General features: G+C 64.9%; 9 protein-coding genes. 4 read left to right on the plus strand and 5 right to left on the minus strand.

What is annotated here, in order from left to right:
* Window positions 1-48 precede the first annotated feature (48 nt).
* Window positions 49-591, plus strand: a complete 543-nt coding sequence (locus ACVKN3_RS09755) for a hypothetical protein (protein ID WP_354515010.1) — start codon at window positions 49-51, stop codon at window positions 589-591.
* A 175-nt stretch (window positions 592-766) separates the two neighbouring features.
* Here ACVKN3_RS09755 and ACVKN3_RS09760 read toward each other — a convergent pair whose 3' ends face one another.
* The 3 genes from ACVKN3_RS09760 to ACVKN3_RS09770 form a co-directional block, all read right to left on the minus strand.
* Window positions 767-2647, minus strand: a complete 1881-nt coding sequence (locus tag ACVKN3_RS09760; protein WP_354515012.1) for a peptidoglycan-binding domain-containing protein — start codon at window positions 2645-2647, stop codon at window positions 767-769.
* Window positions 2648-2674: 27 nt separating this feature from the next.
* Window positions 2675-3466, minus strand: coding sequence for a lysozyme inhibitor LprI family protein (locus tag ACVKN3_RS09765; protein WP_354515014.1), 792 nt, complete (start codon window positions 3464-3466; stop codon window positions 2675-2677).
* Between the two features lie 101 nt (window positions 3467-3567).
* Window positions 3568-4269 (minus strand): TetR/AcrR family transcriptional regulator, encoded by a 702-nt coding sequence (locus tag ACVKN3_RS09770; RefSeq protein WP_036140546.1) that lies wholly within the window; start codon window positions 4267-4269, stop codon window positions 3568-3570.
* Between the two features lie 277 nt (window positions 4270-4546).
* On the opposite strand from ACVKN3_RS09770, the gene ACVKN3_RS09775 reads away from it, so the two are divergent.
* The 3 genes from ACVKN3_RS09775 to ACVKN3_RS09785 are packed head-to-tail and all read left to right on the plus strand — an operon-like array spanning window position 4547 to window position 10237.
* Window positions 4547-6733: a TonB-dependent receptor gene (locus ACVKN3_RS09775; protein WP_354515016.1), complete on the plus strand. Its 2187-nt coding sequence runs from the start codon at window positions 4547-4549 to the stop codon at window positions 6731-6733.
* A 28-nt stretch (window positions 6734-6761) separates the two neighbouring features.
* Window positions 6762-9008, plus strand: coding sequence for a GH92 family glycosyl hydrolase (locus ACVKN3_RS09780; RefSeq protein ID WP_354515017.1), 2247 nt, complete (start codon window positions 6762-6764; stop codon window positions 9006-9008).
* A gap of 17 nt (window positions 9009-9025) precedes the next feature.
* On the plus strand, window positions 9026-10237 hold the full coding sequence (locus tag ACVKN3_RS09785) for a phosphatidylinositol-specific phospholipase C1-like protein (protein WP_354515019.1): 1212 nt from the start codon (window positions 9026-9028) through the stop codon (window positions 10235-10237).
* A gap of 712 nt (window positions 10238-10949) precedes the next feature.
* Here the strand turns inward: ACVKN3_RS09785 and ACVKN3_RS09790 are convergent.
* Together ACVKN3_RS09790 and ACVKN3_RS09795 are read right to left on the minus strand one after the other, a co-directional pair.
* Window positions 10950-11360: a hypothetical protein gene (locus tag ACVKN3_RS09790; protein WP_354515021.1), complete on the minus strand. Its 411-nt coding sequence runs from the start codon at window positions 11358-11360 to the stop codon at window positions 10950-10952.
* Between the two features lie 2 nt (window positions 11361-11362).
* A complete protein-coding gene (locus ACVKN3_RS09795) occupies window positions 11363-24913 on the minus strand; it encodes a hemagglutinin repeat-containing protein (protein WP_354515023.1) in 13551 nt (4516 codons plus the stop codon).
* Window positions 24914-24956 lie beyond the last annotated feature (43 nt).

A 24956-nucleotide genomic window follows, 5' to 3' on the forward strand; every position in this document is an offset into this window, starting at 1 on the left:
TCGCCGCTTGCGTGTAGTTTGGCGAAATGTCACTAACCGGATTGACCTATGAAGTTACTTTCCAGGACCCTGTTACTGATCGCCGCCATGGCGCCGTTCTCAACCAACGCCGGCGTCGCCACGTCCGCACCGACGATGTGCGCCAAAGGCGACCAGCCTGTGTTCTCCTGCCCGCTCGCTGACGGAAGCAAGACAGTCTCCATCTGCGCAGCGGGTGACGTCGCACATGGCGCGGGCCGTTTCTACTACGGTTATGGCCGGGCCGGAGCCAAGGCGGAGCTGACCTACCCTGCCAGCGGTGAAACATCCGCTTTCACGCGTACCCACCTCATGTTCGGCGGTAACAGCGGCGGATATGCGTATGCGTTCACCAACGCGGGTTTCAAATACGTCGTCTACTCGGTATCGGGAGCCAACAACCTTCAGGATGGCGGATTGACGGTCATCAAGGATGGCCAGCCAAAACCACTGAAACAGAGCACCTGCCAGGCCGGCAAGATCACCGACACGGAAGACGACGCGCTCATCGACGCAACGCTCAAGTGGCAGAGCGACCCTGCGATCGAGAAAACCGGGGTACCGGAGCGATAATCGCGCCGCGTGGCCCAGGCGGCACGTTGGCACAGAGCGACGTGGAGGCTCTCGGTCGTGCTGTACACGCCGAGAGTCAACAGCAAAACTTTCAGCAGGGCGGCCCCCCGCGGTGAGCGAACCGCCCTACCCGCCGCTAACCGGCCGCCCCAAAGGCGGCCGGTTTTTTTGTGCCTCAGCGATGCGGCGCCATCGGCTCAGGCGGCGTCGGCGTCGGCGCAGGCGCACTCTGCTGCTGTGCCTGGCTCGGCTGCGGCGCCGGGTTCTGCGGCTGTAACGCCGGCTGCCACTCGCGGCTGCTCTGCTCCAGCGGCTTGGCCACAGACTGGGCCACGTCCACCTCGGCGATCCGCTTGAACGGCGAATTCAACTCGCCTTGTACCGCATAAGCACGCTTGGCGTCGTCGCTGAGCACGACGTGGTCGATCCGGGTCAGGCCCTGCTCGTGGGCCTTGTTCGCCAGCGAGCCGGCAAAGTTGTTGCTCATCTGGTCCGGCGTGCGCCCCTGCTGCGCATCGATCCCGTGCACGGCATCCAGCGCCTGCTTGTACATCGCGTTACCGGCGTGCGACGGATCGGCAAGGCCCGCGCTCTGGGCCACAGGACGCTGGGTAGCAGCGTGCAATGCATCCATCGTCTTCGATCCGGCAATGCCGTCCTCGGTCAGCCGGTGATCGCGCTGGAACGACTGCAACGCGTGCTTCGTGTTGCCGCCGAAATCGCCGTCCGGGTGCAGCGCCTTGCCGTCCGCGCCCTTGTAACCAAGAGCGGCAAGCTGACCCTGCAACACCTGGACCTGTGGAGCGCGATCGTGTTCGCGCAGCGTGCCGGCGCGCTGGATGTGATCCCCGCTGGCTTGGCTGTGCTGCGGTGCGCCCTGCCCATGCGACGCGGCCTGTCCGTGAGCGGCAGGCGCGGCGGCCGGCTGGCTATGCACACGGCCGGGATGGGTGACATGCAGCAGCCGCTCGTCGGCGCCGTTGCGATGCACGTTCACGTCCAGGGTCTTGTCGGCGTTGACGTGGGTGGAAATGTCCCGGCTGTTGAGCGTGCTCCACTGGCCGTTGACCAGCGCCTGCGCGTGGCCCGAACGATCCCAGGTCACCAGGTCGCGACCTTCCGCCACGAACCCGCGCTTGTTCTGCGTATTCGCATAGGAACCGCCCTCACCCAGCGCCTGCACCATGCCACGCGAGTGGGCCGGATCGGTGAACGCATCGCGGATGGCGGCGTACTCATGCGGCAGGTTGGGATGGGTAGGATCGTTGCCAAGCTGCGTCGGATTAACTGTCGGGTTGGTGAGCACGTGGTCCCACGCGGGACGCAGCGGATGGTTCGCACCCGTGGCCTGCATGTCGTTGAACAGCGCCGTGCCGGCCAGCGCGTGGTCACGACCGTCGCGCACGTAATCCGGGTAGCGATCAATCGAGTGCTTGACGTCGTCGACGCTGTGGTGCTCGTTGTTCTGCAGCTGCCCGACCAGGCGATTGCCGTACACCTCACTCTGGTTGTAGAGCTTGGCGGTCATCGTGATCAGCCGCGCCTGGTCCTGCTCCGACGCATGCTGGTACAACGGCGTCTGCTGGAGCGGGCCGATCGCCTTGGTCATCAGGCGGTCTACCTGCGCGGTATCGTGCCGGTGCACGAAGTCGACGCCGGCGTCGCTGGCCATGAAGCTGTCCAGGTGCGACTTGACCGTGGCGTCCAGCGGACGACCGTGCTGCGCGGTGATTTCGCGACCGGTGCGCCCCAGGTCGTCGATCGTCTGGGTGCGCTGGGCCGCATTCAGGGCCCAGTCCGGATGCGCCGTGCGGGCCCACGTCTGGTACGCGTCGGTGAGTTGCGTGGCCACTTCGGGATGCTGGCCCAGGTCGGTCTGCAGCGTGCCGATGGAAAAGCCGCTGTTGCCGATCGGGTGCATCGCGGGGTTGCCGTTCGCGTCGTTGCGTACATTGCCCGCAAAACTCAGTTTATAGGCGACATCGCCGCCTTCCGAACTCACGCCAATGGCGAAATACGACAGCGCCCTGGCTTCGTTATCGGTCAATCCTGGCATCTTCCAACTCCTGGTTAACGGTCGGTGTTACGGGGCGTCCTTGCATTGGGTATCGAGCGGCGCCCTGCCACCCTTCGGCACGCGATCAAGCGTGACGTATTTCGAATAGTTGCCTTCGCTGGCCGGGCCCTCGGCCTGGTACCACGCCAGCCGCTTGCCTTCAGGCACGACATAGGCCGAAACGTCGCCGTAGGCCGGGCACGCGGGATAGCCGCCGCGCTCGGCCGGATCGGCGCAGAAACGGGCGTACAGCTTGCCGTCCCGCCACTCGCCCTTGAAGCGACCCTGGCTGCCGGACTGATGGGTACCGTCGGACCAGGTGCCTTCTGCCGTTTTTGCAGTCGACGCAGTGACGCCGAGCTGAGCGGCATGACCCAGGTTGCAGTCGCTACGGTAGCCCCAGTCGCCGACGATGGCGGTGCCTGCGACAGCGCCCGCCGTGGACGGGGGGTTGGCCGCGCGCGAACCACCGGCCGTTTTCAGGCGCGCCACGAGCTCGTCGGCCCGGAAACTGGCCTGGGTGGTGGTGCATTCGTTCTTGGCCGTGCTACCCGCGGGCACGCCACAGGACTGGTCGCGCCCGGCCACCCATTGACGCTCCTCGTCGCGAAGCGCCTTGCGTCCCGGCTCGTCCAGGGACTGCATCAGCTTCTTGTACACGGCATTGAGCCGCACATCCTGCGCGTCGTAGTTACGTGTCGCCTCGTCCTGGCCGGTCGGGGCCGCGGCAGCCACATGGCACAGGGCCAGCGCCACGGCCAGGCCGCACCCGCGCAGGGCACCACGTACCTGGATCCTATCCTTTCGCGTCACACGCATTGCAACTCCCGATGAGAGGTAACCCCTGTTCCCGCGCGGGAGGGTAACAGCGAAAGAGTGAACGATTCGCCATGACCCGCGCCAACCCGTTCCGCGAACGCCTAGCGCTTTTCGGCCTCGCGCTTTTCGCCCTCGACGAACTTGTCGTAGTAACGCACCACCATCTCGGCAACCTCGCTGTTGATGACATGGCCATCCATCGTCGGATGATCCACCGCCATTTCCGTCGCGGCATACATCACCTCGGTGGAGAGTCTCATCGCTACGCGCAGCGCTTCCGGGTCCGCGCTCGGGTAGCGGTCACGTAGACCTTTGAAGCTCGTTTCCGCCACGTCGTCGTGTGAATCGAGACGGATATGGCGCAGCGTGGGTATGGCGCGCAGCGCTCGCATGATCCACACGGCACCGGGAAAGGCCAGCGTGGCGGCATTGATCGCCGCCTGCATGTCGCGCAGGCCACGGATGCTGGCCTCGCGCGAGCCGTCGTACTCCAGTGCCTGTTCCTCTTCCAGCCACGCGCGATAGGCCTTGTTCTGGCAGGCCATCAGGCGTTCGCCCAACACCTTGAGGATGGCGTACTTGTTGGGGAAATAGCGATACAGCGCCGGCGGCGAGATGCCCGCCTGGGCGCAAATCAGGTTCGTCGAAAGCCGTTCCACGCCGACTTCTCCAAGCAGCCGCGCAGTGACCTCGAGGATCGACTCGAAAGTTTCCAGCGAACGCTGCTGGACCGGCTGCTGCTTGGTGTCCAGCGGTATCGCCGGACGCGCGTCGTTCTTCCTTCGACGCGTAACGCTTTTCATGGGTCCACCTCGAAAGCAGTGATCGCAAATTCTGACGATCAGTTGAAGGGTTTCGCATGATAGTTCTTCCATGCGTGCACGCACGTTGCAACGCAAGACGCAGGCTTTCCGCACCAGACGCCATGTAAACGTCAAGGCACTGTCACGTGCACACGATAGCTTTGATTACTGTTTTAAACACCCCTCCCCCACAGCTTCCATCCCATGCCCTTCGGCCTCGTCAGAGCTGACCGTTGCGGGCCACCGCGCGGCCGATTTACGCAGGAGTTTCGACGCAATGCATCAGAAGGTACGGTTTGGCTTCGGCCTGGCGGCGCTCGCCACCGCTATCGGCGCGACGGCGGGCACCACGGACGCCGACATCACGAAACAGACGACCACCCTGCAAGGTGTCGCGGTATCCGCAGGCGTGGACGATCCGAATCTCGCACCGCCCGGCAGCGCCGCGGCACTCGCGCCTTCACAAGGCAACCTGTTCGAAATCGAGCCGCAGTCGGTGCTGAGCGCGAATTTCATCCATACGATCGCGACACCGAAGGCGGACTACCTGGCGCTGGTGGAACTCACGCCTTCCGCGGTGAATGCCGCTCCGAACGGCGCCGGCCTGTCCAGCAAGAGCGCCACCATCCGCGGCTTCCAGGACGGCGAATACGACGTGACGTTCGATGGCATTCCCTTCGGCGATCCCGGTGCCTTCGGCCACGCCACCACGGCGTTCTTTCCGGGGCCGTCCCTGGACAAGGTGGTGGTGGACCGTGGCCCGGGAACGGCCAGCAACCTCGGCAATGCGACCTTCGGCGGCACCGTGGCGCTGTACTCCGCACCCACCACGGACAAACCGTCCGGCCAGGTGTCCGCCATGTACGGCAGCGGCGCCACATGGCAGGTGGCCGGCACCGGCAACACCGGTGCGATGAACAAGATCGGCACCGAGGCCTCGGTCAATTACAGCCACACCGAATCCGACGGCCTGATCGACCACGCCGGCTTTCGCCAGGACAACGTGCTGTTCAAGGTCAACCAACCAGTCGGCGACAACACAACGCTCACCCTGGTAGCCGACTACAACAAGGTGAAGTGGAACACCTTCACCGCCCAGCCCCGGAAGCGCACCGACCTCTATGGCCTGGAATTCGGTGGCCTGAACGACGATCCGACCTCGCAGGGCTACGCCAGCTACAACATCGACGACCGCCATGCCGATTTCGAATACCTACAACTGCATGGCGACTACGGCGACTGGCGCGTCGACAACAAGTTTTACACCTACGGCCTGCGTGACAGCGGCCCGGGGGCCGTGAGCCTGATCGGTGCGGTGCCGAACAACGCACTCCTACCCGGTGGCGGTGTCCCGGGTGCGTTCAACAACAGCCGGTATCGCGCGGTGGGCGATTTCCTCACCGCGGAGAAAGACGTCGGTAGCGGCTGGCTCCAGAGCACCGTGAAAGCGGGTGTCTGGGCCGAGCGCACCTACCAGGTACAGGACCAGGTGACGGTGGATCTTTCCACGATGACGCCGCGCGTCCTCAAGGGCGAGCCGAACGCCAACATCATCGACACCCGCCAGCACACGAACACGACGCAGAGCTACCTCGAGATCGACTGGCATCCGCTGGAGAACCTGAGCATCGTGCCGGGCGTGAAGCAGATCGTGTTCGACCGCACGCTCGACGGTGTCTCCAACTTCCTGCCGGTGGGCGGCAGCGGCCATTTTGCCACCACGCTCACCTCCGTGGCGGCCAACTACCGGTTCTTGCCGAGCCTGGCCGCGTATGCGCAGGTAGCCAAAGGCTTCCAGGCGCCCAAGGTCAATATCCTGCAGGGCACAGCCGGCACCGGCAACGTCGAGCCGCAGACCACCACGAACTACCAGGCCGGCGTGGTCTGGAAGACCCCGGCCACCGTGGCGGACGTGGACGTCTACTACATCGACTTCGGCAACCTGGTCACCAGCGTCGATGAACCGATCGGACCCGGCGGCGCGTTGGTCAGCGTGTTCGTGAACCAGGGCGGTGTGATCTACAAGGGCGTGGAAGGTGAGCTCACCCACATCCTGGGCGACTCCGGGTTCAGCGTGACGGCCAACGGCAGCATCAACAGCGCGTATTCGAAGACGACCCGTCGGCAGATCGCCAATGCGCCGATGTCCACGGCGGATGCCGGCTTCATCTACGACCATGGCCCGCTTTATGGCTCGTTCCTGGTCAAGTACGTGGGCACGCGCTTCGCCGGCGTGGGCGAGACCGGCGGCGCCACGTACAACCCGAACACGCGGTTGCCCCGCTACAACTACACCAATTTCAACATCGGCTACCGCTTCACGCCCGACCTGAGGCTACAGCTGTCGACCAACAACCTGTTCGACCATCGCACCGCGATCCAGGGCAACGGCCTGGCCAAGGACCCGACGTACTACTACCTGGCACGGCGCAACTACACCGTGCAGGCCACCTACACGTTCTGATCGGACCGTTGAACAGGAAAGTGCATCGATGCATACCCACCGCTCCACGGTACGAAACACCTTCGCTGTCGCCCTCGCCTGCCTGATCCTCGCGACGCCTGCCGCCAAGGCCGCCGACCATGCCGGCGACGTCGATCCGCTCATCGGATCGGACTGGTTCGGCGAGGTGTTCGTCGGCGCCACCCTGCCCTTCGGTATGGTCAAGGTCGGCCCGGACCTGCGCGACTACGGTTATCGCAAGGGCTTCCAGAGCACCGGCGACATCCGCAGCTTCTCGCACCTGCACCTCAGCGGCGGATCGGGCAAATACGAGAACGTGCGCGTCATGGCCACCACCGGCGAACTGGAACCCGGCGCGTTCCACTCGCCACGGGCCAACGAGGTGGCCGCCGCCGGTTACTACGCCGTGGACCTCACGCGATACGGCGTAAAAGCCGAGATGACCGCCACGCGCCGCATGGGCATGCATCGCTACACCTTCGCGAAGGACGGGGACGGCCACATCACGCTCGACCTCGACCTGCTCTACAAGGACACCGGCCCGGAAAGCCAGCGGTTCCTCGGCGGCGAACTGCGCGTGGTCTCGCCCACCGAGGTCACGGGCGTGGGGCATTACGTCGGTGGCTGGAACGAAGGCGGCCCGTACGATGTGTATGTGGACATGATCGTCGACACTCCGGCGTCGGGCACGCGTACGTGGCACGACACCGCCGTGAGCAACGCATCGACGGTGAGCACCACCGGCGCCATGCCACTCGGTGTCTCGTTCGATTACGCGGTCAAAGGCGGCCAGGCGATCCAGGCGAAGGTCGGCATCTCGTTCGTCAGCGAAGCCCAGGCCCGCCGCAACGCGGCGACCGAAGCGCGCGGTTGGGATTTCGACGGCGTGCACCAGGCGGCGGTGGCAGCGTGGAACAAGGCACTGGGACGTATCGAGATCGGGGGAGCGGATGCGACCCGGCGCCGCATGTTCTACACGGCGCTCTACCACACGATGATGATGCCGTCCGACCACACGGGCGAAAACCCGAAGTGGACCTCGAACGAGCCGTACTACGACGACTTCCAGGCCATCTGGGATACGTTCCGTAGCCAGGGCCCGCTACTGACCCTGATCGCGCCGGACGTGCAGCGCGACATCGCGCGCTCGCTGGTCGATACCTTCCGCCACACCGGCTACATGCCCGATGCGCGGGTCGGTAACGACAACGGACGCACGCAGGGCGGCAGCAATGCCGATGTGCTGGTGGCCGATGCATACGTCAAAGGGCTGACCGGCATCGACTACGCCACGGCGTTCAAGGCGATGATGAAAGACGCCACCGTCGCCCCCACCGATGCACGCAAGGAAGGACGTGGCGGTCTGGAGACCTACAACCGCCTGGGCTACGTGGCCCAGCCCACCGAGCGGGCCGGATCGCGCACTGTGGAATACGCGTACGACGATTTCGCCATCGCCGAGGTGGCCTGCGGCCTGGGCCACGCCGACGAGGCAAAGCGTTACCGCGAGCACGCCGGTAACTGGGCCAACCTGTGGGATGCCACGAGCACGCAGGAGGGGGTCGCCGGCTTTCTTCGTCCCCGTAATGCCGATGGCAGCTGGGCGGCGCAGTACCTGGTGCGCCGTGGCACGTGGCCGGACTTCTACTACGAAGGCGATCTGTGGACGTATTCGCTCTACGCCCCGCAGGACGTCCGCCGGTTGATCGCACTATCGGGCGGCAACGAGGCGTTCGTGAAGCGCCTGGACACGGTGTTCGACAACCTGCATTTCGACATGACCAACGAGCCGGGCTTCCTGATCCCGGACCTCTACCTCTGGGCAGGACGCCCCGACCTCACCGCCGATCGCGTCACGACGTTCCTGCACCGCGCGTTTGGCGCGGATCGCTCGGGCATTCCGGGTAATGACGATTCCGGCGCGATGTCCAGCTGGTACGCCTTCCAGTCGATGGGTCTCTATCCGAACGCGGGCCAGGACGTCTACCTCATCGGCACGCCCTCATTCAGCGAATCGCGGATCGACCTGGGCGGTGGCAAGACCTTTACCGTGCATGCCACGAACTTCACGCCGGACGGTACGAACCGCTATGTGCAGTCGGCCACGCTCAACGGAAAACCGCTGGATGCCGCATGGTTCCGCCACGGCCAGATCGACAAGGGCGGCATTCTCGACCTCGTCATGGGGCCGTCGCCCTCGCGCTGGGGCACCACGTCTCCCCCGCCGTCCCTGTCCGACCCCGACTTCGCCCTGTGCACACGTGCCCGCCACTGATCGCCCCGAGGATACCCATGGCTTCCCTTCGTTTCCGCCTCCTGCCGCTCGCCGCGGCATCGCTCCTCGTCGCATCGGCCGCGTTCGCCGCGACGGGTGACCTTCGCCTCAACCAGATCCAGGTCATCGGCACGCACAACAGCTATCACGCTGGCTTTGCACCCAGCGCCACGCGGGTGATGCAGAAGGAAGCGCCGAAGGAGTTCGCGGCGATCGACTATCGCCACCCTTCCCTGACCCGCCAGCTCGACGACGGCGTGCGCCAGGTGGAGCTGGATGTGTTCGCGGATGCCAAGGGCGGGCTGTACCTCGACCCGGCGATCGACCACCTCATCGCGATGAACGGCCTCCCGCCCGATCCGCCGACCGCGGCGCCGGGCGTCTGGGAGAAGCCCGGCTTCAAGGTCATGCATATCCAAGGCGTGGACCAACGCAGCACCTGCCAACCGTTCACCGCATGCCTGACCGAACTGCGTGCGTGGTCGCGCGCGCACCCCGGACACGCGCCGCTGTTCGTGCTTGTGGAAACCAAGGACGAGCCGCTCAAGGCGAAGATCCCTACGGTGATGCCGGAACCCTTCACGCCCGCCGTCTTCGATGCCCTGGACGCGGAGATCGCGTCGGTGTTCCCGCGCGACGAGATGATCGTTCCCGACGATGTGCGCGGCGACCACACCAGCCTCGACGAAGCCGTGCGTGGGGGCGGCTGGCCCACGCTGGGCAAGGCACGCGGCAAGGTCGTATTCCTGCTCGACCAGCGCAAGGTGGAAGGTGTGTACAGCGAGGGTCATCCCTCGCTACGTGGACGGCTGATCTTCACCAACGCCACGCCGGGTGCCGCCGATGCAGCGTTCACCGAGTGCAATGAATGCTCGGCGGACGAGATCGACGCGCTGGTGCGTCGTGGCTATATCGTGCGTGCGCGGACCGACGATCCGGCGCAGGGGCAAGGGCTGAAGAACGACACCGCACGCCGCAACGTCGTCTTGGCTGGCGGGGCCCAGTTGATAAGCACGGATTACCCGGCTGACGAGCCTTCGGAGCAGGGTTACTCAGTGGGGCTTCCGGGTGGGGTGACGGTGCGATGCAATCCGGTGCTTACGACGAAGGAGCAGTGCCCGCACGCGGCGCTGGAGGTCTCCGGAAAGTCCGCTACGCTGACATCAGCAAAGGCGTTGCACGATCACCTTGCCTCGCCGGATGACGTCGAGAAACACGTCGTCCGTTGAGGCCCAGTCTACGGTGCTTGCAGCCTCAGCGAATATACGAAGCCTCTTCCAGAAGCTCGGGATGCCTGTGCTGCTCCGCCCGCACGTGTTCCGAACTGGTAATTACGGGCGCCTACATTACACCAGATCTGCCGAAGCCATTATCAATTCCACGCGAGCAAATTTCTGCTCATCGGAGAGTAAATCCCAATATTTATGCGTGCCGACAGAAAATTGATCTCCGCCCATTTGGGCGGATTGGTGAATGCCCAAGACCGCATACTAGTCGAAGAACATATCGGGCATCCAGGAAACTGACCAATTTTAAAGAGACGCCCTTCAATATCAGCATCACATGCCGCGACGCCATAAATTCTTTGCGTAATCTCAGCACTATCGTTCATTGAGAGGGCAGGCTTACTCAGCCTCTCCACTATAGACCCAACTTCGAGCAATGTAGGATCAGTCAGTGCATTTAAATATGCAAGACTAGAGCCAGTCTCATCCCCGAAGCAGGAACTCACCGTAGCTGATTGGCGGTAACCGATATGCCTGAAATACATGGCCGAACGGCTCACAGCGATACGTATAGATATCAATCTTCATCGCGACTTAGCTGGCACGGCAATCTCACTAATAAAGATCTAGTTCTATATACGAATACCGGCGGAATTTACTCTGTCGACCATCCACCAGTTCCTTTCCGAGCGGCTAAAGAAAGCAACTTATTGAATCAACTTTCATCCTCTAGGCGCTCTCGCTCGGTAACAACTCGAGAAATTTCCTCTGCGTACTCGAGCCAATCTTCGTAGGTGGAAAATCTTGCTCTAATTCGTTCTCTTGGATCATCGGCCCAAGGATTCAATAGAACTATATCTACTGACTTGAACGGTGTGACGACAAAGCAAGCTATGAGGTCTTCACCGACGGCCTGCGCAAAAGGCAGCACGGCCGAGCCAAATGCTTCCGAACAGTACGCGACGGAACGTTCTGGCGTGGGAAGAAAAGCCCAAGGACTTAGGCCTTCTATCACTCTATCGGCAGGCGTAAGTCGAAGCATTTGCAAGTACCTCTCAGGAATAAAAACCTCCTGCGCCTTCAATTCTTCAAAAACGTACATTCTCAGGTCGCTTTGCGTTTCCACGACTACCTCTTCCATGGATATTGATTGAACTGGCTCCAAATACTATCAGCTGGAGCACCGGTGATCTTGGGAATTTCATGCGATCCATTGGGATATGTAGTCATGAAAGGATCACCTTGTTTCCAAATCCGTGCATCAATAGCTTCCCCCCAAGTAGTCGGAGTTCGCACCTCCCCCCCACGTACGACAGTGAACCTATCGACTTGCTCCGGAGTTAGAAGCTCATCGAAGTCCCTAACCCTTACAAGGATTCGGCCGGAACCATTTGCATTGAGCGCGGCAGGACGAGAGTTGTCCAGGCTGGTAAGAATTCCATCATTCATCGTGACTGCGTCAATCGTAAGCCGAGGATCCGAAGGATTCTCAACGAGTCCACGGTAAATATCGTCGAGCGTGTAGCCGCCGCTCTTAGCGTAGGAAACGGAGTTCTGCGATTGCCTAACGGTTGACGAGTTGATCCAAACGGACTCCACACTTGGACTGCTCCAAGGTATTTGGTACGTCTCGCGAGCCGCCTCATTCGCCGCCGTCTGCGCCTTCGCGACATTGTTCACGATGTACGCGTCCACAGCAGCCGGTGCCAACTGCAGCGCACCGTACACCAGCTCCGACATCTCCGGGGACAATCCTGTCTTCTGCAGGACCTGGCTTCCGAGTGTCGAAGTCGGTGTCCCGTACCAAAGTGTATTCGCGCCTGCAGCTGCTTGATCCACGCTCGCTGTACCCATCGCTCCGGCTGCTACACAACCTACGATGGTCTCGCAGGTAGTTGCGCCGAATGCCAGGCTACCTGCGGCTCCCGCGGCGCCTCCAACCATCTGCACCGCGCCACCCGCACGTGTTCCGAGCTGGTAGGTTCCGTTTACTTGGGAGGCGTAATCATTGACCTTATCGCCCAAACCGTAGTCGAAGAGCTTCTTTTCCGTGTAGCCCTGATAGCCAACGGTCGAGATAAATACGGATTGTGTCTGATGCGAAAGCTGATCGACTTCATTGGTCAGCGTCGCACCGTAATCAGCCTCTTTCTTCAAGTCGACGTATTGAGCGCTATCAACTGGATATTCTGCATAGCACTGGACCAGATAGCAGGCAGCAGCGGTCAGGCGCGCCAACTTGACATCGTCTTTTCCCGCCAGCTCTGCAATTCGGGCCTTCTCGTCGGGATGCAGTTCGCGATTGAACCGCTCCCCATCGAGAGCCGTAGACGCACCCGACCCGCCACCGGCTGCTGTCCCGACGGCAATCGATGCAAGCTGCATCAATGTCTTGCCCTCGTCGGAATTGGGATTGATGGCGTGACTGACAAGATATGCCGACATGGCTTCGCTGGTTCCAGCGCCTAGTGCGCCGCCAACGGCATTGCCGCCACCGAGAGCTGCCGTGGCGGCACCCACCAGGCCATGCAGCAGTACCTTGTCACGCCCGCCGTCGGACCATGCTGCCTTGTCAGCATCCGTGGCGGCACGCTGCTCCATGTATTCCCCTAGCTCGCCGACGCTCCGCATGCCGACATAGCCAGCCACCTGCCCCATCTCTTGCCGCTCAGCCACCTTCTTCTGATCGAAGATCGTCTTCAAACCGCCAGCGTCGATGTCCGGGTTCCGATCCAACCCACTCAGATCCCGACGCGGCTGCTCACGAACGTCGATCGTCCCTTCGGCAATACCCGCCTTGGTCGTGCTGCTCGAATCCTTCGACTGCGGCACGCTCATGTTGCCGCTGAAGCCGCCACCGCCGCCGGATACGCTCGCGCTGAAGGAGTGGTACTCGGCCTTGTTCTGAAGATCGCTGAAGGTCAGCGAACCGGTGCTGAGTGTGTTTTTCGATGCGTCCGCCGAGCTGGCGATCACCGCGCCCTTCAGGTCGGTGTTGCCACCGACGTAGATGTCGTAGCCACCCTTGCCGGCGCCGATGCCGCTGATCTGGTCGACGCTGGTGTAGTTGCTGGTGGTCTTGCCGACGGCGACGCTGACCTGGCTGCCGTAGCCGTATACGAAGGTGCCGCCGACCTGCCAGTACTGGCTGGCATAGTCGTTGGTGGCCTGGTGGCTGGCCATGTTGAGGTCGCCGCCGATCGCCGCGACGACGGTCTCACCCTTGGCCTGCGCACCCAGGATGTTGGCATCGTTACCCGCGATTAGGCTCAGCTTGTCGGTCGCGCTGACCGATGTGTTGGCATTCGTCGTGCCGTTACCGTGGGCGATGCCCTTCCCGACGGATGCCGTCACGTAGATACCCGTCTGGCTGCCGACACTGAAGCCGACTTCGCCACTGGCGTTCGCGCTACTGCTCTTCTGCGTGTGCGTTTCGAGCTGGCTCAGCAGGTTGAGGTCGTGGGTCGCGGCCAGGTTGACGTTCTTGCCGTCGACCTGGCTACCGATGACGTTGAGGTCGCCGTTGGTCGCGGCGATGGTGATGTCGCCGCTGCTGCGCAGCGTGCTTCCTGCCGTGGTGTCGTCATGCGTGGTGGCGCGGCTGTTCGCCGTGCTGGCACCTAAACCGATACGCAGGCTGACCCCACTGGCTTTGGCCGCACCCTCCGCGCCGCTGGCCGTGTTGCCGTCGGCGTCCGGAACGTTGCCCCCGGCCGCTTTTCCCTGGGCGCCCGCCACCGCGGCACCGGCACCCTTCACCGTATCGACGATGCCGTAACCCGCCTGCATCGCATACAACGCCTTGAGCCGGTCGTCGTCGGCTTGACCGCCGCGATGCGCCGATTCGTACGCACCCTGCGCCGCGCTGGCCATGCCACCGGTGAGACCGACGTTGATCCCGCCGGAGTGCACCGACTGGGTCTGTTTGGTATCGAGCGTGCCGAGGCCAGCGTCGATCGTGACGTTCTGGCCCACGATGGTCGTGCCGGTCTGGCTCAGGATGGTCGAGCCGGTGATATGCACGTCCTTGCCGGCCGCCATGGTCACCTTGCCATCGGTACTGCCCACCATGCTGCCGGTGGCATCGACCTGGGTGACCTCCAGCGTGTTCTTCGTTTTCTGGTTGCCGATGGTGACGCTCAGGCCGTTCTGGATGAAGCCCGAGGTGGATACGCTCTGCTTGTGACCTTCGGCGTGGGTACTCACGGCCGTGCCGATGTTCAGGTCGTTGCCTGCGGCAAGCGTCACATCATGCGTGCCGGCGACCTGCGCCGCCTGCGTGGTGAGGTCGTGACCGGCGCTGACCGTCACCGTGTCGCCGCTCAGCAGCGTGCCGATCGCTACGTGATCCTCGCTGACGTCGGCGTTCGCCCTGGTCTGGGTCTGATAGTTGTAGTCGGCCGGCATCAGCCCGCGGGTCATACCCGAGCGCTTGGTTGTCTTGCTGTGGCTTTCGTCGTAGACGTCGTCACCCGTCAGCAGGTTCACGTCATGACCGGCCGACAAGCCGATAGCCTCCTTGGCCGTGACCGAAGCGGCCGTGGCATTGAGGTCGTTACCGGCGACCAGCCTGACGTTATCGCCGTCGAGGTTCGTGCCGACCGCCAGGGTCTTGGAGGTTTCGTCGTGCGTCGTGGTGGTCTTGCTGCTGAGCAAGCCACTCTTCTTTTTCTTCGTATCGGTAACGACCGTATGCGTCTCGTCGGCCGTCGCCAGCGACAGGTCGTGACCCGCACCCAGCACGATATCCCCCGCGGTCTTGACCTCCGCCGCCTGTAGCGTGAGGTCGTGCCCCGCGACCATCTGCACACCGGTACCGGCGTTCACCGCCACGCCGCGCACGGTGTCATCCGTGGTCGTCTGGGTGATGCGCTTCTTGCCTTCCTTCCAGCTCGACGTCTGCGAGGTGCTGTCGGTGACGGTCGCCAGGATCAGGTCGTTGCCGGCCTGCAGGCCGACGGCCTTGCCGGCGGTCAGCTGCGTGCCTTGCAGCGATGCGTCGTTGCCGGCGGCGATGCTCAGGTTGCCACCGGCGTCGAGGGTCGTCACCTGATGGGTGACGTGATTGGCATTGCCATTGGCGGCGGCGGTCAGCGACAGGTCGTGACCGGCGAGCAGCGCCGTGTCCGCCCCGCTCTTCAGCGTCGCGGCCTGGGCGTTGAGGTCATGGCCGGCGGACAGGCCGAGCGAACCGCCCGCATCGATCTGCGTGGCTAGCGTTTGCGTGTTCCAACGGTTGCCGGTCTGCACGGCGCCGAGGGTCAGGTCGTGACCTGCCTGGAGCATCGCGTCACCGCCGGCACGCAGTGTCGAGCCGGACAGGGTCATGTCGTTGCCCGCCACCAGCGACAGGTTGCCGCCGGCGCTCAGGCCGATACCATCGGCACGCGTCGTCGTGATGCTGCTCCAGCGATACGGCGTTTCCGTGGTGACGGTGGACGACAACGAGAGGTTGTTGCCCGCCATCAGGCCCAGGCTGCCACCAGCCGATACGCCATGGCCGCTGAGCGACAGGTCGTGACCGGCCGTCAGCAGCGCATTTCCGCCCGACGAAACCAACGTGTTGGTCAACGACAGGTCGTGGCCGGCACTAATCTGCAAGCCCTGGGTGGCCGTGATGCTGGAACCCGCCAGGCCACGCACACCAAGCCCGGTCAGGTTCTCCGAACGGATGTCACCACCCGCCACGAGCGCCACGCCGGCGCCGTCGATACGGCCGTTGGTGTTGACGATATCCTTGCTCGCCGAGAGCGCGGTCAGGCCATCGCTGGAGATCCGTCCACTGTTGAGCAGGTTTTGCGCGGACAGCACGGCGCTGTTCTGGCCGCGAATCAAGCCATCGTTGGCGAGCGTGCCGCTGGCGTCGATGGATACGTCCTTGCCGGCGATCACCGCACCCTGCGCGGTGAGGCCCAGACTGCCGCCGGCCAGGTAGACGACCGGGACGAGCACCTCGTGACCCTGTACGTTCTGCTGCACGAGCCAGACGATGTCCTGGGTGAGCGAGCTGACCTGATCGGCCGTCAGCGCCACGCCGACGCTGAGGCTCATCGCCCGGGACACGTTCGAGGCGTTGTTCATCAGCGCCTGGTACTCGGCCAGGCCGCTGGCATAATTCGACAGATACGCACGACCGGTGAGCTGGGTCACCTGCTGGGTGACCAGTTGCTGCTCGTAGAAGCCGTCGCCCAGGCGCATCATCGTGCGGGCCGGATCGACACCCAGGTGGTCGAGCAGGTAGTCGCTGCTGATGAACTGGCTGTAGTCGGCGAAGCGTGCGTTCGTCTCGATCAGGTAGTTGCTGCTCGGTGCGTGGCCGAGCAAGGCCGTGAGATAGGCGCTGCCCATCGATCCCACCGAACGCGCCGACGCACCGCTGGCGGCGGCCGAGAGCACGCCCGCATCGACGCCACCTACCGCCACGCGCTGGCCACCACCCGTGCTGCGCACGAGATTGTCGCCGGTCGGACCGTCGACGGTGACCGTGTTGCCACCGCTACCGCCGGTCAACGGCGCCGATGAAGTGCCACCATCCACGGTCACGCTCTGGCCGGCACCGGCCGCGCGTACCGAGTAGATACCGCCGGTCGGCAGGGTCACGCCCGCCAGCGGCTGTCCCGCGCCGCCGAGCACCTGCGGTGCATGGCCGGTCGCGGGGTCGACTTGCGCACCGATGGCGATACCGCCGCCGGCCTCCGCGCCGCCCTTGTTCGCGGTCGACAGACCGATCGCCTGCGCGTTCGGGTCGAGGCGCGCGTTGGACACGGAACGGCCGTCGGCCGTGACGCCGCCGTTGCTGACGTTCACGCCGCCGATCGACACGCCTTGGCTGCCCGACATCACGGCAGGCAACGCGTTGTAATTGTCGTGGATGTAATGCGTCGGATCGGTATCCGGGCGGCGCGTGTACGATTCCTTTTCCTGACCGGGGCGGCAGAGACTCTGTTGCCAGCCGCAGCCCATATGGTGGTTGACGGCAACGGCCTGGATCGTGCGCCCCAACGCCAGCGACTGGTTAGCCACATTCTCGTTACCGAACACCATGCCGGTACCGCCACCCGCACCGGCCTGGTTGATGGCAAGGAAGCCCGCAGCGGCGATCGTGGACGTGTTGTTGTTCACCGAGCCGTACAGCGAGATGTTGCCACCCGAGACGATCTGCGATTGCGCGCTCGCGGCCACGACGGTGGACTGCGAAATCGTGTGGTACTCGGTCCAGGTCTCGTACTCCTGCACCTTGTTCATGGCATAGGTGTAGTCGGAGCGCGGTAGCGGTTGTGAGGCGTCGTACTCCGCCTGCGTCAACGTATGGCTGTCGGTCTGCAACACGCGCCGCACGTTGTTGATCTGGTTCGCCGCCAGCAGGATGCTGCCCTGCGCCTGGATCGAGCCGGAATAGTTGTCCACCTGACCGGCGCGCGTGTCGAACTTGCCCTGCCCATTGCGACCCGCGCCGGCGATATTGATGTTGCCCAGGCTGAATACCTGCGCGTCGCGATTGAGCAGGTAGTTGGTGTAGATATCGACATTGCGGGTCGCGGCGATGGTACCGCTCTGATACGCCGCGTTGGTGGTCTGCGTGCCAAAATCGGCACCGTTGATCACGGTACCCGCCTGCACCATGACGTCGCCACCCATGATCGTGCCGGTGTTGTTCACCCAGCCGGCATGGAGGCCGACCGTGTCGCCCTGGATGCTGCCGTCATTGGCGATCGTGCCGCCCGTGTTGAGCTGGGTGTTCGAGGAGTTGAGAAGCGCCCCGGCGCTATTGGTGATGTTCGCCGCGCTGATGCTCAGGCCCTGCACCGCCTGGATGCTGCCGTTGTTGACGAACTGACCATCCACCGCGAGGTTGAAGCCACCGATCGCCTTGATGCTCGAACCCGCCGCCTGGATGTAGTCGCCGACCAGGTGCATGCCCAGCGTGTTGTTGGCGACGATGGTGCCTTGCCCAACGAGGTTGCGGATGTCGAGCACGACGTTACCCACGCCGCCCACGCCGTCGATGCCGGCCTGCACTGTGCCGCCGCTGTTCTCCATCGTCAGCAGGCTGAGGTTGAGCTGGCGACCGGCGGTGATCTTGCCGCCTGCGTTGTAGGCGGTCGCACCACCGTTGGTGAAGGTGAAGGTATTGCCGGCGTATGCCGTACCGTTGCTGTTGTCCAGCTGGCCGGTCGACAGCGTCATGTTGCCCGCCGCCACCAGCGTACCCGCCTGGCTGTTGCCTATCGACGATGCCGTGAGATTGACGTCGCCCTGTCCGCCGAGCGTGCCACCACGGTTGTCAATCGCGCCGCCGGTGCTGACCTGGGTGACCTGCCCGCTCGCATTGGCGATACGGCCGCCGACGTTGGCCAGCGAGCCGACATTGAACGTCGTCGCACCGTTGCTTTCGATCCGGCCCGCGTTGTTGGTGAGGCCATTCGCCGTGCGCAGGTCGAGGTTGCCGCGGCTCTGCAACAAGCCGTTGCTGTTGTTGACCGTGTCGCCGACCTGCAGCCCCAGCGTACCGCCGGAGACCACGCCGCCGACGTTGCTCAGGCTCGCCGCATCGAGCTGCGCGGCCCAGCCGGCGGCGATCGTGCCGCCACGGTTATCCAGCATGCCGACGATGCCGAGGTTCACCGCGCCGTTGGCGGCTTGCACCGCACCGCCCACGTTGCTCAGGCTGCCCGCACCGACGTGCGTGGTGCCAGACGTCGCCTGGAGCAGGCCACCGCTGTTGCCGACCGCGCCGGAAACCGTTACGTCCAGCGTGCTTCCGGATATCGCACCGTTGGCGGTGTTGCTCAGCGACGCACCGGAAACGGTCGTCCCGCCGTGCGCATTGATGAGGCCGCCATCGTTGGCGACGCCGGCGCCGGCGACGACCTGCGTCGTGCCGTTGGCCGTGAGAGTGCCTTGCCGGTTGTCGATGTCCTGGGACACGTTGATATCGAGCACACCCGTACCCGCCACCTGCACGTTGCCACCGGTGTTGACCAGTCGGGTGCCGCGCAAGGCGAGGCCTGCCGCGTTGGTGGCGATCGTGCCACCGGTGTTGTCGAGCACGCCGGCGGTCTTGATCGAGGTGGTCGCCATCCCGGTCTGCAGGAGCTGTCCGGCGCCGTTGTCGAGGCTGCCGGTGGTCAGCGAAAGCTGGCCCGCTTGCATGCGCGCCGTCCGTCCGTTCGCGCTGCGGTTGGTGAGCTTGCCGTTCGTCTGCGCGGTCAGCACGCCGCCGATGGCGAGGTCGCCACCGGTGTGGTCGATATCGCCGACGCGAGCGAGCAGCGTGGCGTCACCACCCGCGCGCTGCGTGCCGTTGGAAAGGTCCAGCGCACCGGCCTGCACGTCCAGCGCACCACCGGCCAGCAGGCTGCCGTGCGCCGTCAGGCCCGCGTCGGCAAGCGTATGCAGCGTGCCGCTGGTGCCCAGCGAGCCGTCCTGCTTCACGCCGGCACCGAGCACGCCGTCGACGCCGATGGTCTGGGCACGCACGGTCAGGTCGCCCGACGACAGCGTGCGACCGCTGTTGTTCACGGTCGTTCCAACGAGGGTGATGCCATTCGCGCCGAGGGCACCGTTCTGGCTCAGGGTGCCCCCGCTCTTCAGCGCGGCATCCTGCACGACGATATCGCCATCGGACGTCAGGTCGCCCTGCGCCGTCAACGTGAGGGTCGTGGCGGTCAGCTGGCCGCTCTGGTGAAGCGCGGCGGCGGTCGACACATCGAGGCGACCCGCGGACGATACCGTGCCGCCGAGCGTGAGATCGCCCTGTCGCGCGAGCACGGCCATGTCACCCTGCTGCGTACCGAGCGTGCCGGTCGTGGCGACGCTGCCCGCGCGCAGGTCCATGCCCTTCGCCGCGACGAGGCTACCGGCGTTCTGCAACGCACCCGCCACGTCGATGGCGACGGTGTCCGCGCCATACATCTGCGCTGAGGCGCCCTGGTTGAGCGCGGAGGCACCCAGGGTCAGTGCCTTGCCGGCATAGAGCGTGCCCTGATTGTCCAGCACGCCACGCGCGGCGATGACCAGGGTGCCGCCGGAGGAAAGGTTGCCGGTCGATGCCTGGGCGATACGCATACCGGTCAGCGTCATCGCCGATCCGGACGCCAGCTTGCCGGCATTGGCGAGATCGCCATCGGCATCGATACGGAGCATGCCGGCCGCCTGGGTGGTTCCCGCCAGCGCGACGTTGCCATGGCTGGTCAGCTGCAGGTCCTGGGCGCTGGCTATCACACCCTTGCTGTCGACGCTGCCAGCCACGATGGTCAGTGCGCCGTTGCCCTGCAGCGTGCCGGACGCCGTCTGCGTGAAGGCACCGCCGATATCGAGCGTCGTGGCCTCCTGCGCGCCGATCGCGCCGCTGTTGTCGAAGCCGCCACCGGCATGCACGCCAAGCCCCTTGCCGGCGTAGACCGTGCCGCTGTTGTGCAACGCCGTCGCGGTACCCAGGGTCATGTCCGCATGACTGGACGTATCGCCCGCCAGCGTCAGGTCACCCGCGGATGAAAGGTCCACCGTCATCGCACTGAGCGAGCCGGTCTGGCTCAGCGCACCGGCCGAGGTGCCGCGCAGGTTGCCCGCGGCGACCGTCGTGCCGGCGAGCGTGACGTCGCCCTGCATCGTCGCCAGGTCGACATCGCCCTGCGTGGTTCCGAGCTGGCCGGTGCTACGCAGGCTTCCGGCCTGGATAGCCAGGCCATTCCCGCCGACGATGCTACCCGCGCTGTCGAGCGCACCGCTCAGGCCCACGGTCAGCCCGGCCTGGCCGGTGGTCTGCGCCTGAATGCCCTGGCTGAAACGGGTCGCGTCGAGGGTGAAGAGCTGACCCGCGTAAAGAACACCGTCGTTGACGACATCCTGCGCGACGGTCAGCGCGAGATTGCGCTGCGCGCTGATCGCGCCGTTGGCGAGGTTGGTCGCCTGGGTGCCACCAAGAATGACGTCTCGCGCGGCGACCATCGTCGACGCATTATGCAGCGTGCCGCCGGAGAGATGAATGTCCCGCGTCGCCTGTACGCGTCCTGCCAGATCGATCGATGTTGCATTCAGTGTTGCGTCGTTGCTTGCGTCGAATGTCCCCTGTGAGGCGATCGATGCCGTATCGACCTGGATGTCGCCACCGGCATGCACTACGCCGGCGGTGCCCACGGTGATGCCCTGGGCCGCCGACAAGGTGGCCTGGGTGCCCGCCGAGAGCGTGCCGTCGACGGCGAGGCTCGTTCCCGCGCTCAGCGTCGCATCGGCATCGCTGTATGTGCTGCCCCAGAGGTCGATCCCGCTCGTCGCACCCAGCACAAGCGTCTTCGCGCTCAACGCGCCGATCTGCGTCAGGTCGCCGGCCGAGGTGGCTTGCAGGCCACCGGCGGATACTGTCTTGCCGCTGAGGATGAGATTACCCTGCGTCGCGCTCAGCGCGACGTCGCCCGCGAGGGTGCCGAGCTGCCCGGAGCTCGCGAGGCTGCCCGCGGTGATGGACAGACCCTGTCCGGCGACGAGGCGTCCCGCGTTGGTGAAGGCGCCCGACAACACGAGGTCGATGGCTTCCGCCGCGCTGATCTGTCCGTTGTTCGTGAGATCGCCGCTGCCGGTCATGGCGAGCGTCCGCGTCGCGGATATCGCACCGTCATTGGTAACCGTAGCTGCCTCGATGGATACGTCGCGCCCCGCGACGGCTTGGGCTCCGTTCGTCAGTGTCGATGTCGCGTTCAACGCCACGTCGCGCCCTGCTTGCAGCGTGCCGCCAAGCGTTGTCGTCGCGGCCTGAAGACGGAGATCCTGACCCGCATCGAGTACGCCGCGGGTCGTCAGCGCGTCGGCTGACGCACTCAGGTCGGTGCCGCTGTGTACCATCCCCGACGCATCCAGCGTGGTACCTGCGTGCAGCGAGAGATCGCCATCGGCGTAGACGGTAGCTGTGGACGTCAGCGACTGCGCCGCATCGAATGCCGCCAAACCCGCTGCATGGATCGATCCCGCCAAGGCCATCGAACGCGCCGCGCCCATGTCGAGCGAGGCACCGCTGAGGGTACCGTCGACGATGAGGTCCTGGGCTGAACGTACCACCAGCGCGCCCGCGCCGGAGGTCGTGCCGGTCAGGCGCACGTCGCCCTGTGTGGACGTGAGACGCACGCTGCCCAGCGTCGACCCCAGCGAGCCGCTGGAATCGAGACTTGCGGCGGTAACGCTCAGCGATGTGCCCGCGACGAGGTTGCCTGCGTTGTGGAGATCACCGCGCAGGTTCACGACCGCGGTATCCGCCCCGGTCGCCGCGCCGGATGCGCCGAGCGACAATGCGTTCGCATCCACGCTCAAGCCATGGCCCGCGTAGATCTTGCCGTTGTTCGCGACGTCACCGGTGACGGTCAGCGCCAGATCATGGGTGGCGGACAAGGCGCCCGTGTTCGTCACGGAGGCTGCATTGACGCCGAGGTCCCGGCCGGCAACCACCTGTGCATCGTTGTCCAGCGTACCGCGGGTCGTCAGCGAGAGATCGCGGCCCGCCTGCACCGTACCTGCCGTGCGGATCGTATCCGCCGAAAGGCGTACATCCCTGCCCGCGTCGAGCTGCTTGCCGCTGTCGATCGTGCGCGCCTGCACGCCGAGGTCGGCGCCTGCGTGCAGCGTGCCGGTATTGACCACGCTTACGTCGATATTGAGGGCCAGCGAACCGTCGCCGTAAAGCGAGCCGCTGTTGGTCAGGTCCTTCGACGTATGCACGGCCACGTCGCCACGACCGTAGAACGAGCCGGTATTCGACAGTGTGGCCGCGTCGACATCCAGCGAGCCGGCGGTGAGCTGCCCCGCCTGCTGCAGGTTACCGGCTGTGCGAGTGCGCAGCGCGCCACCGACCACGGTACTGCCCGCGAGGGTCATGTCGGTCGCACTGGTCAGCGACGCATCGCCCTGCCGCGTGCCCAGTTCACCGGTGCTGACCAGCCCGTGCGTATCCACGCTCAGGCCAAGACCACCGACCAGGCTGCCCCCGTTGACGGTATCCCCGGAGACCCGCGCCTGGACGCTGCCGCCGGCGTAGATCTGCGCCGTCGCGGCCTGGCTGAGCGCTGCCGCTGCCAGCGACATGTCGCCGCCGGCATACAAGGTGCCCTGGTTGACCAGCGTACCGGCCGTGGTCACCGCAAGGGCGCCGGTGGCCGAGAGCACACCCGGACCTTCGTTGCCGATGGATGCCGCCTGCACATCCAGGCGTCCCCCGGCGACGACGTTGGCCCGGTTCGCGACCGCGCCGGCGCCTTGCACGGAAAGGTCGGCCCCGGCCTGAACGGCGCCGTCGAGCGTGGTGTCGCCACGGCTCGTCATCGCAAGCGCGCCACCGGCATCCATGACGCCGAGACTGCTCACGGCGCCCGCGTCCACCGACAAGACGTTACCGGCATGCAGCGTGCTCGTGGCTGTCGTCTCGACCGCGCCGCCGGCCGACGCGCGACCGCTGCCCGTCGCATAGACGATGCCGTCGTTGTGCAGGCCCGCGCCCGTCGAGACATCGAATGACTGCGCGGTGTAGACCACCCCGCTATTGCGCAGTACACCCGACGTGGTGAGCGTCAGGTTGCCACCCGCATTGACCCGGCCGGACTGGTCGATGTCGCCATAGGTGCGCATGCTCAAGGCATTCGCCGCGATGACGCTACCGTGCAAGGTCAATGCGCCCTGCGTGGTCAGCGACACATCGCCCGTCTGCGTACCGAACGTGCCGTCGAGCGTGACCGGACCGGCCGCGTCGAGCCCCAGCCGGTTCATCGCGACCGTGGTGCCGCCCAGGCGTACCTCGCCCGCGCTGCTGAGCGTGAGGTCACCGGCCTGGGCCGCGATGACACCGCTGCTGACCACGCCGACGCCGGCCTCGGTACCCACCAAGCGGATCTTCTCCGCGTACATGCCGCCCAGCGCCGCGACGTCGATCGCCACGCCGGTGCGCGCTCCGGTCGCCTCACCGGCACGGATGCTCGCATCCGCGTAACCCACGTCGTTGCTACCGGCGACGACGCTGAGGTCCTTCGCCCAGATTTTCCCGTTGACCTGAACCGCGCGGGCGATGAGGTCGGTACGATCGATAGTCGCGGTGTCCAGCCCACCACTGCCGATGGCGATACTGCCGCCGGTGACGTGGAATGCGTCCAGACTGCCGCTACCACCGAACACCGGCGTGCCGGTAGTCAGGGTAAAACGAGGGCTGTTGATAATGCCGCAGCCGTCGCAGGTGATGCCATACGGGTTGGCGATCACCACTGGCGCGGCCTTGCCGCCCACCTCGACGTAACCGCGCAGGCTGCTCGGCAGGCTGGAGGTCACCTCGTTGAGGATCAGCGAGGCTTCGCCGTTCTTCAGGTTGTCGTTGCCGGCGATGTAGCCACCGAGCTGCGTACGTGAGATCGCCCCGCTGTTGTTGAGGATTACGCCACGCTGATCGACATCGAAGCGCTGGTACTTGTTATGCGAGACGCCCGCACCGTTGGGCGCGACAATGTCGACGACGGGAACCCCGTTGGCCGCCGAGTCCATCTTCGGCTGATGGGCGCCTGCCGCGGCATCCGGGACCACCTGGGCCCAGGAGACCACCGGGATGCCCACCGCGGCCAGCGCCACGGCGAGCGGCACGCTGCGTAGCAGCGCCTGACCGGCGATTCGCGCGCCCTGCGGGCGGCCCGTCGTTTCCTTGCTCGTCTTCATGACATGTTCCCTGGATCGCCGCTCGGCGGCGTCGTCTGGCAAA

Source organism: Luteibacter sp. PvP120 (assembly GCF_054055715.1).

Bases quoted from the DNA above. Each gene is read 5' to 3' on its own strand.
- ACVKN3_RS09755 (WP_354515010.1), top strand. From the start codon at position 49: ATGAAGTTACTTTCCAGGACCCTGTTACTGATCGCCGCCATGGCGCCG.
- ACVKN3_RS09760 (WP_354515012.1), bottom strand. From the start codon at position 2,647: ATGCCAGGATTGACCGATAACGAAGCCAGGGCGCTGTCGTATTTCGCC.
- ACVKN3_RS09765 (WP_354515014.1), bottom strand. From the start codon at position 3,466: ATGCGTGTGACGCGAAAGGATAGGATCCAGGTACGTGGTGCCCTGCGC.
- ACVKN3_RS09770 (WP_036140546.1), bottom strand. From the start codon at position 4,269: ATGAAAAGCGTTACGCGTCGAAGGAAGAACGACGCGCGTCCGGCGATA.
- ACVKN3_RS09775 (WP_354515016.1), top strand. From the start codon at position 4,547: ATGCATCAGAAGGTACGGTTTGGCTTCGGCCTGGCGGCGCTCGCCACC.
- ACVKN3_RS09780 (WP_354515017.1), top strand. From the start codon at position 6,762: ATGCATACCCACCGCTCCACGGTACGAAACACCTTCGCTGTCGCCCTC.
- ACVKN3_RS09785 (WP_354515019.1), top strand. From the start codon at position 9,026: ATGGCTTCCCTTCGTTTCCGCCTCCTGCCGCTCGCCGCGGCATCGCTC.
- ACVKN3_RS09795 (WP_354515023.1), bottom strand. From the start codon at position 24,913: ATGAAGACGAGCAAGGAAACGACGGGCCGCCCGCAGGGCGCGCGAATC.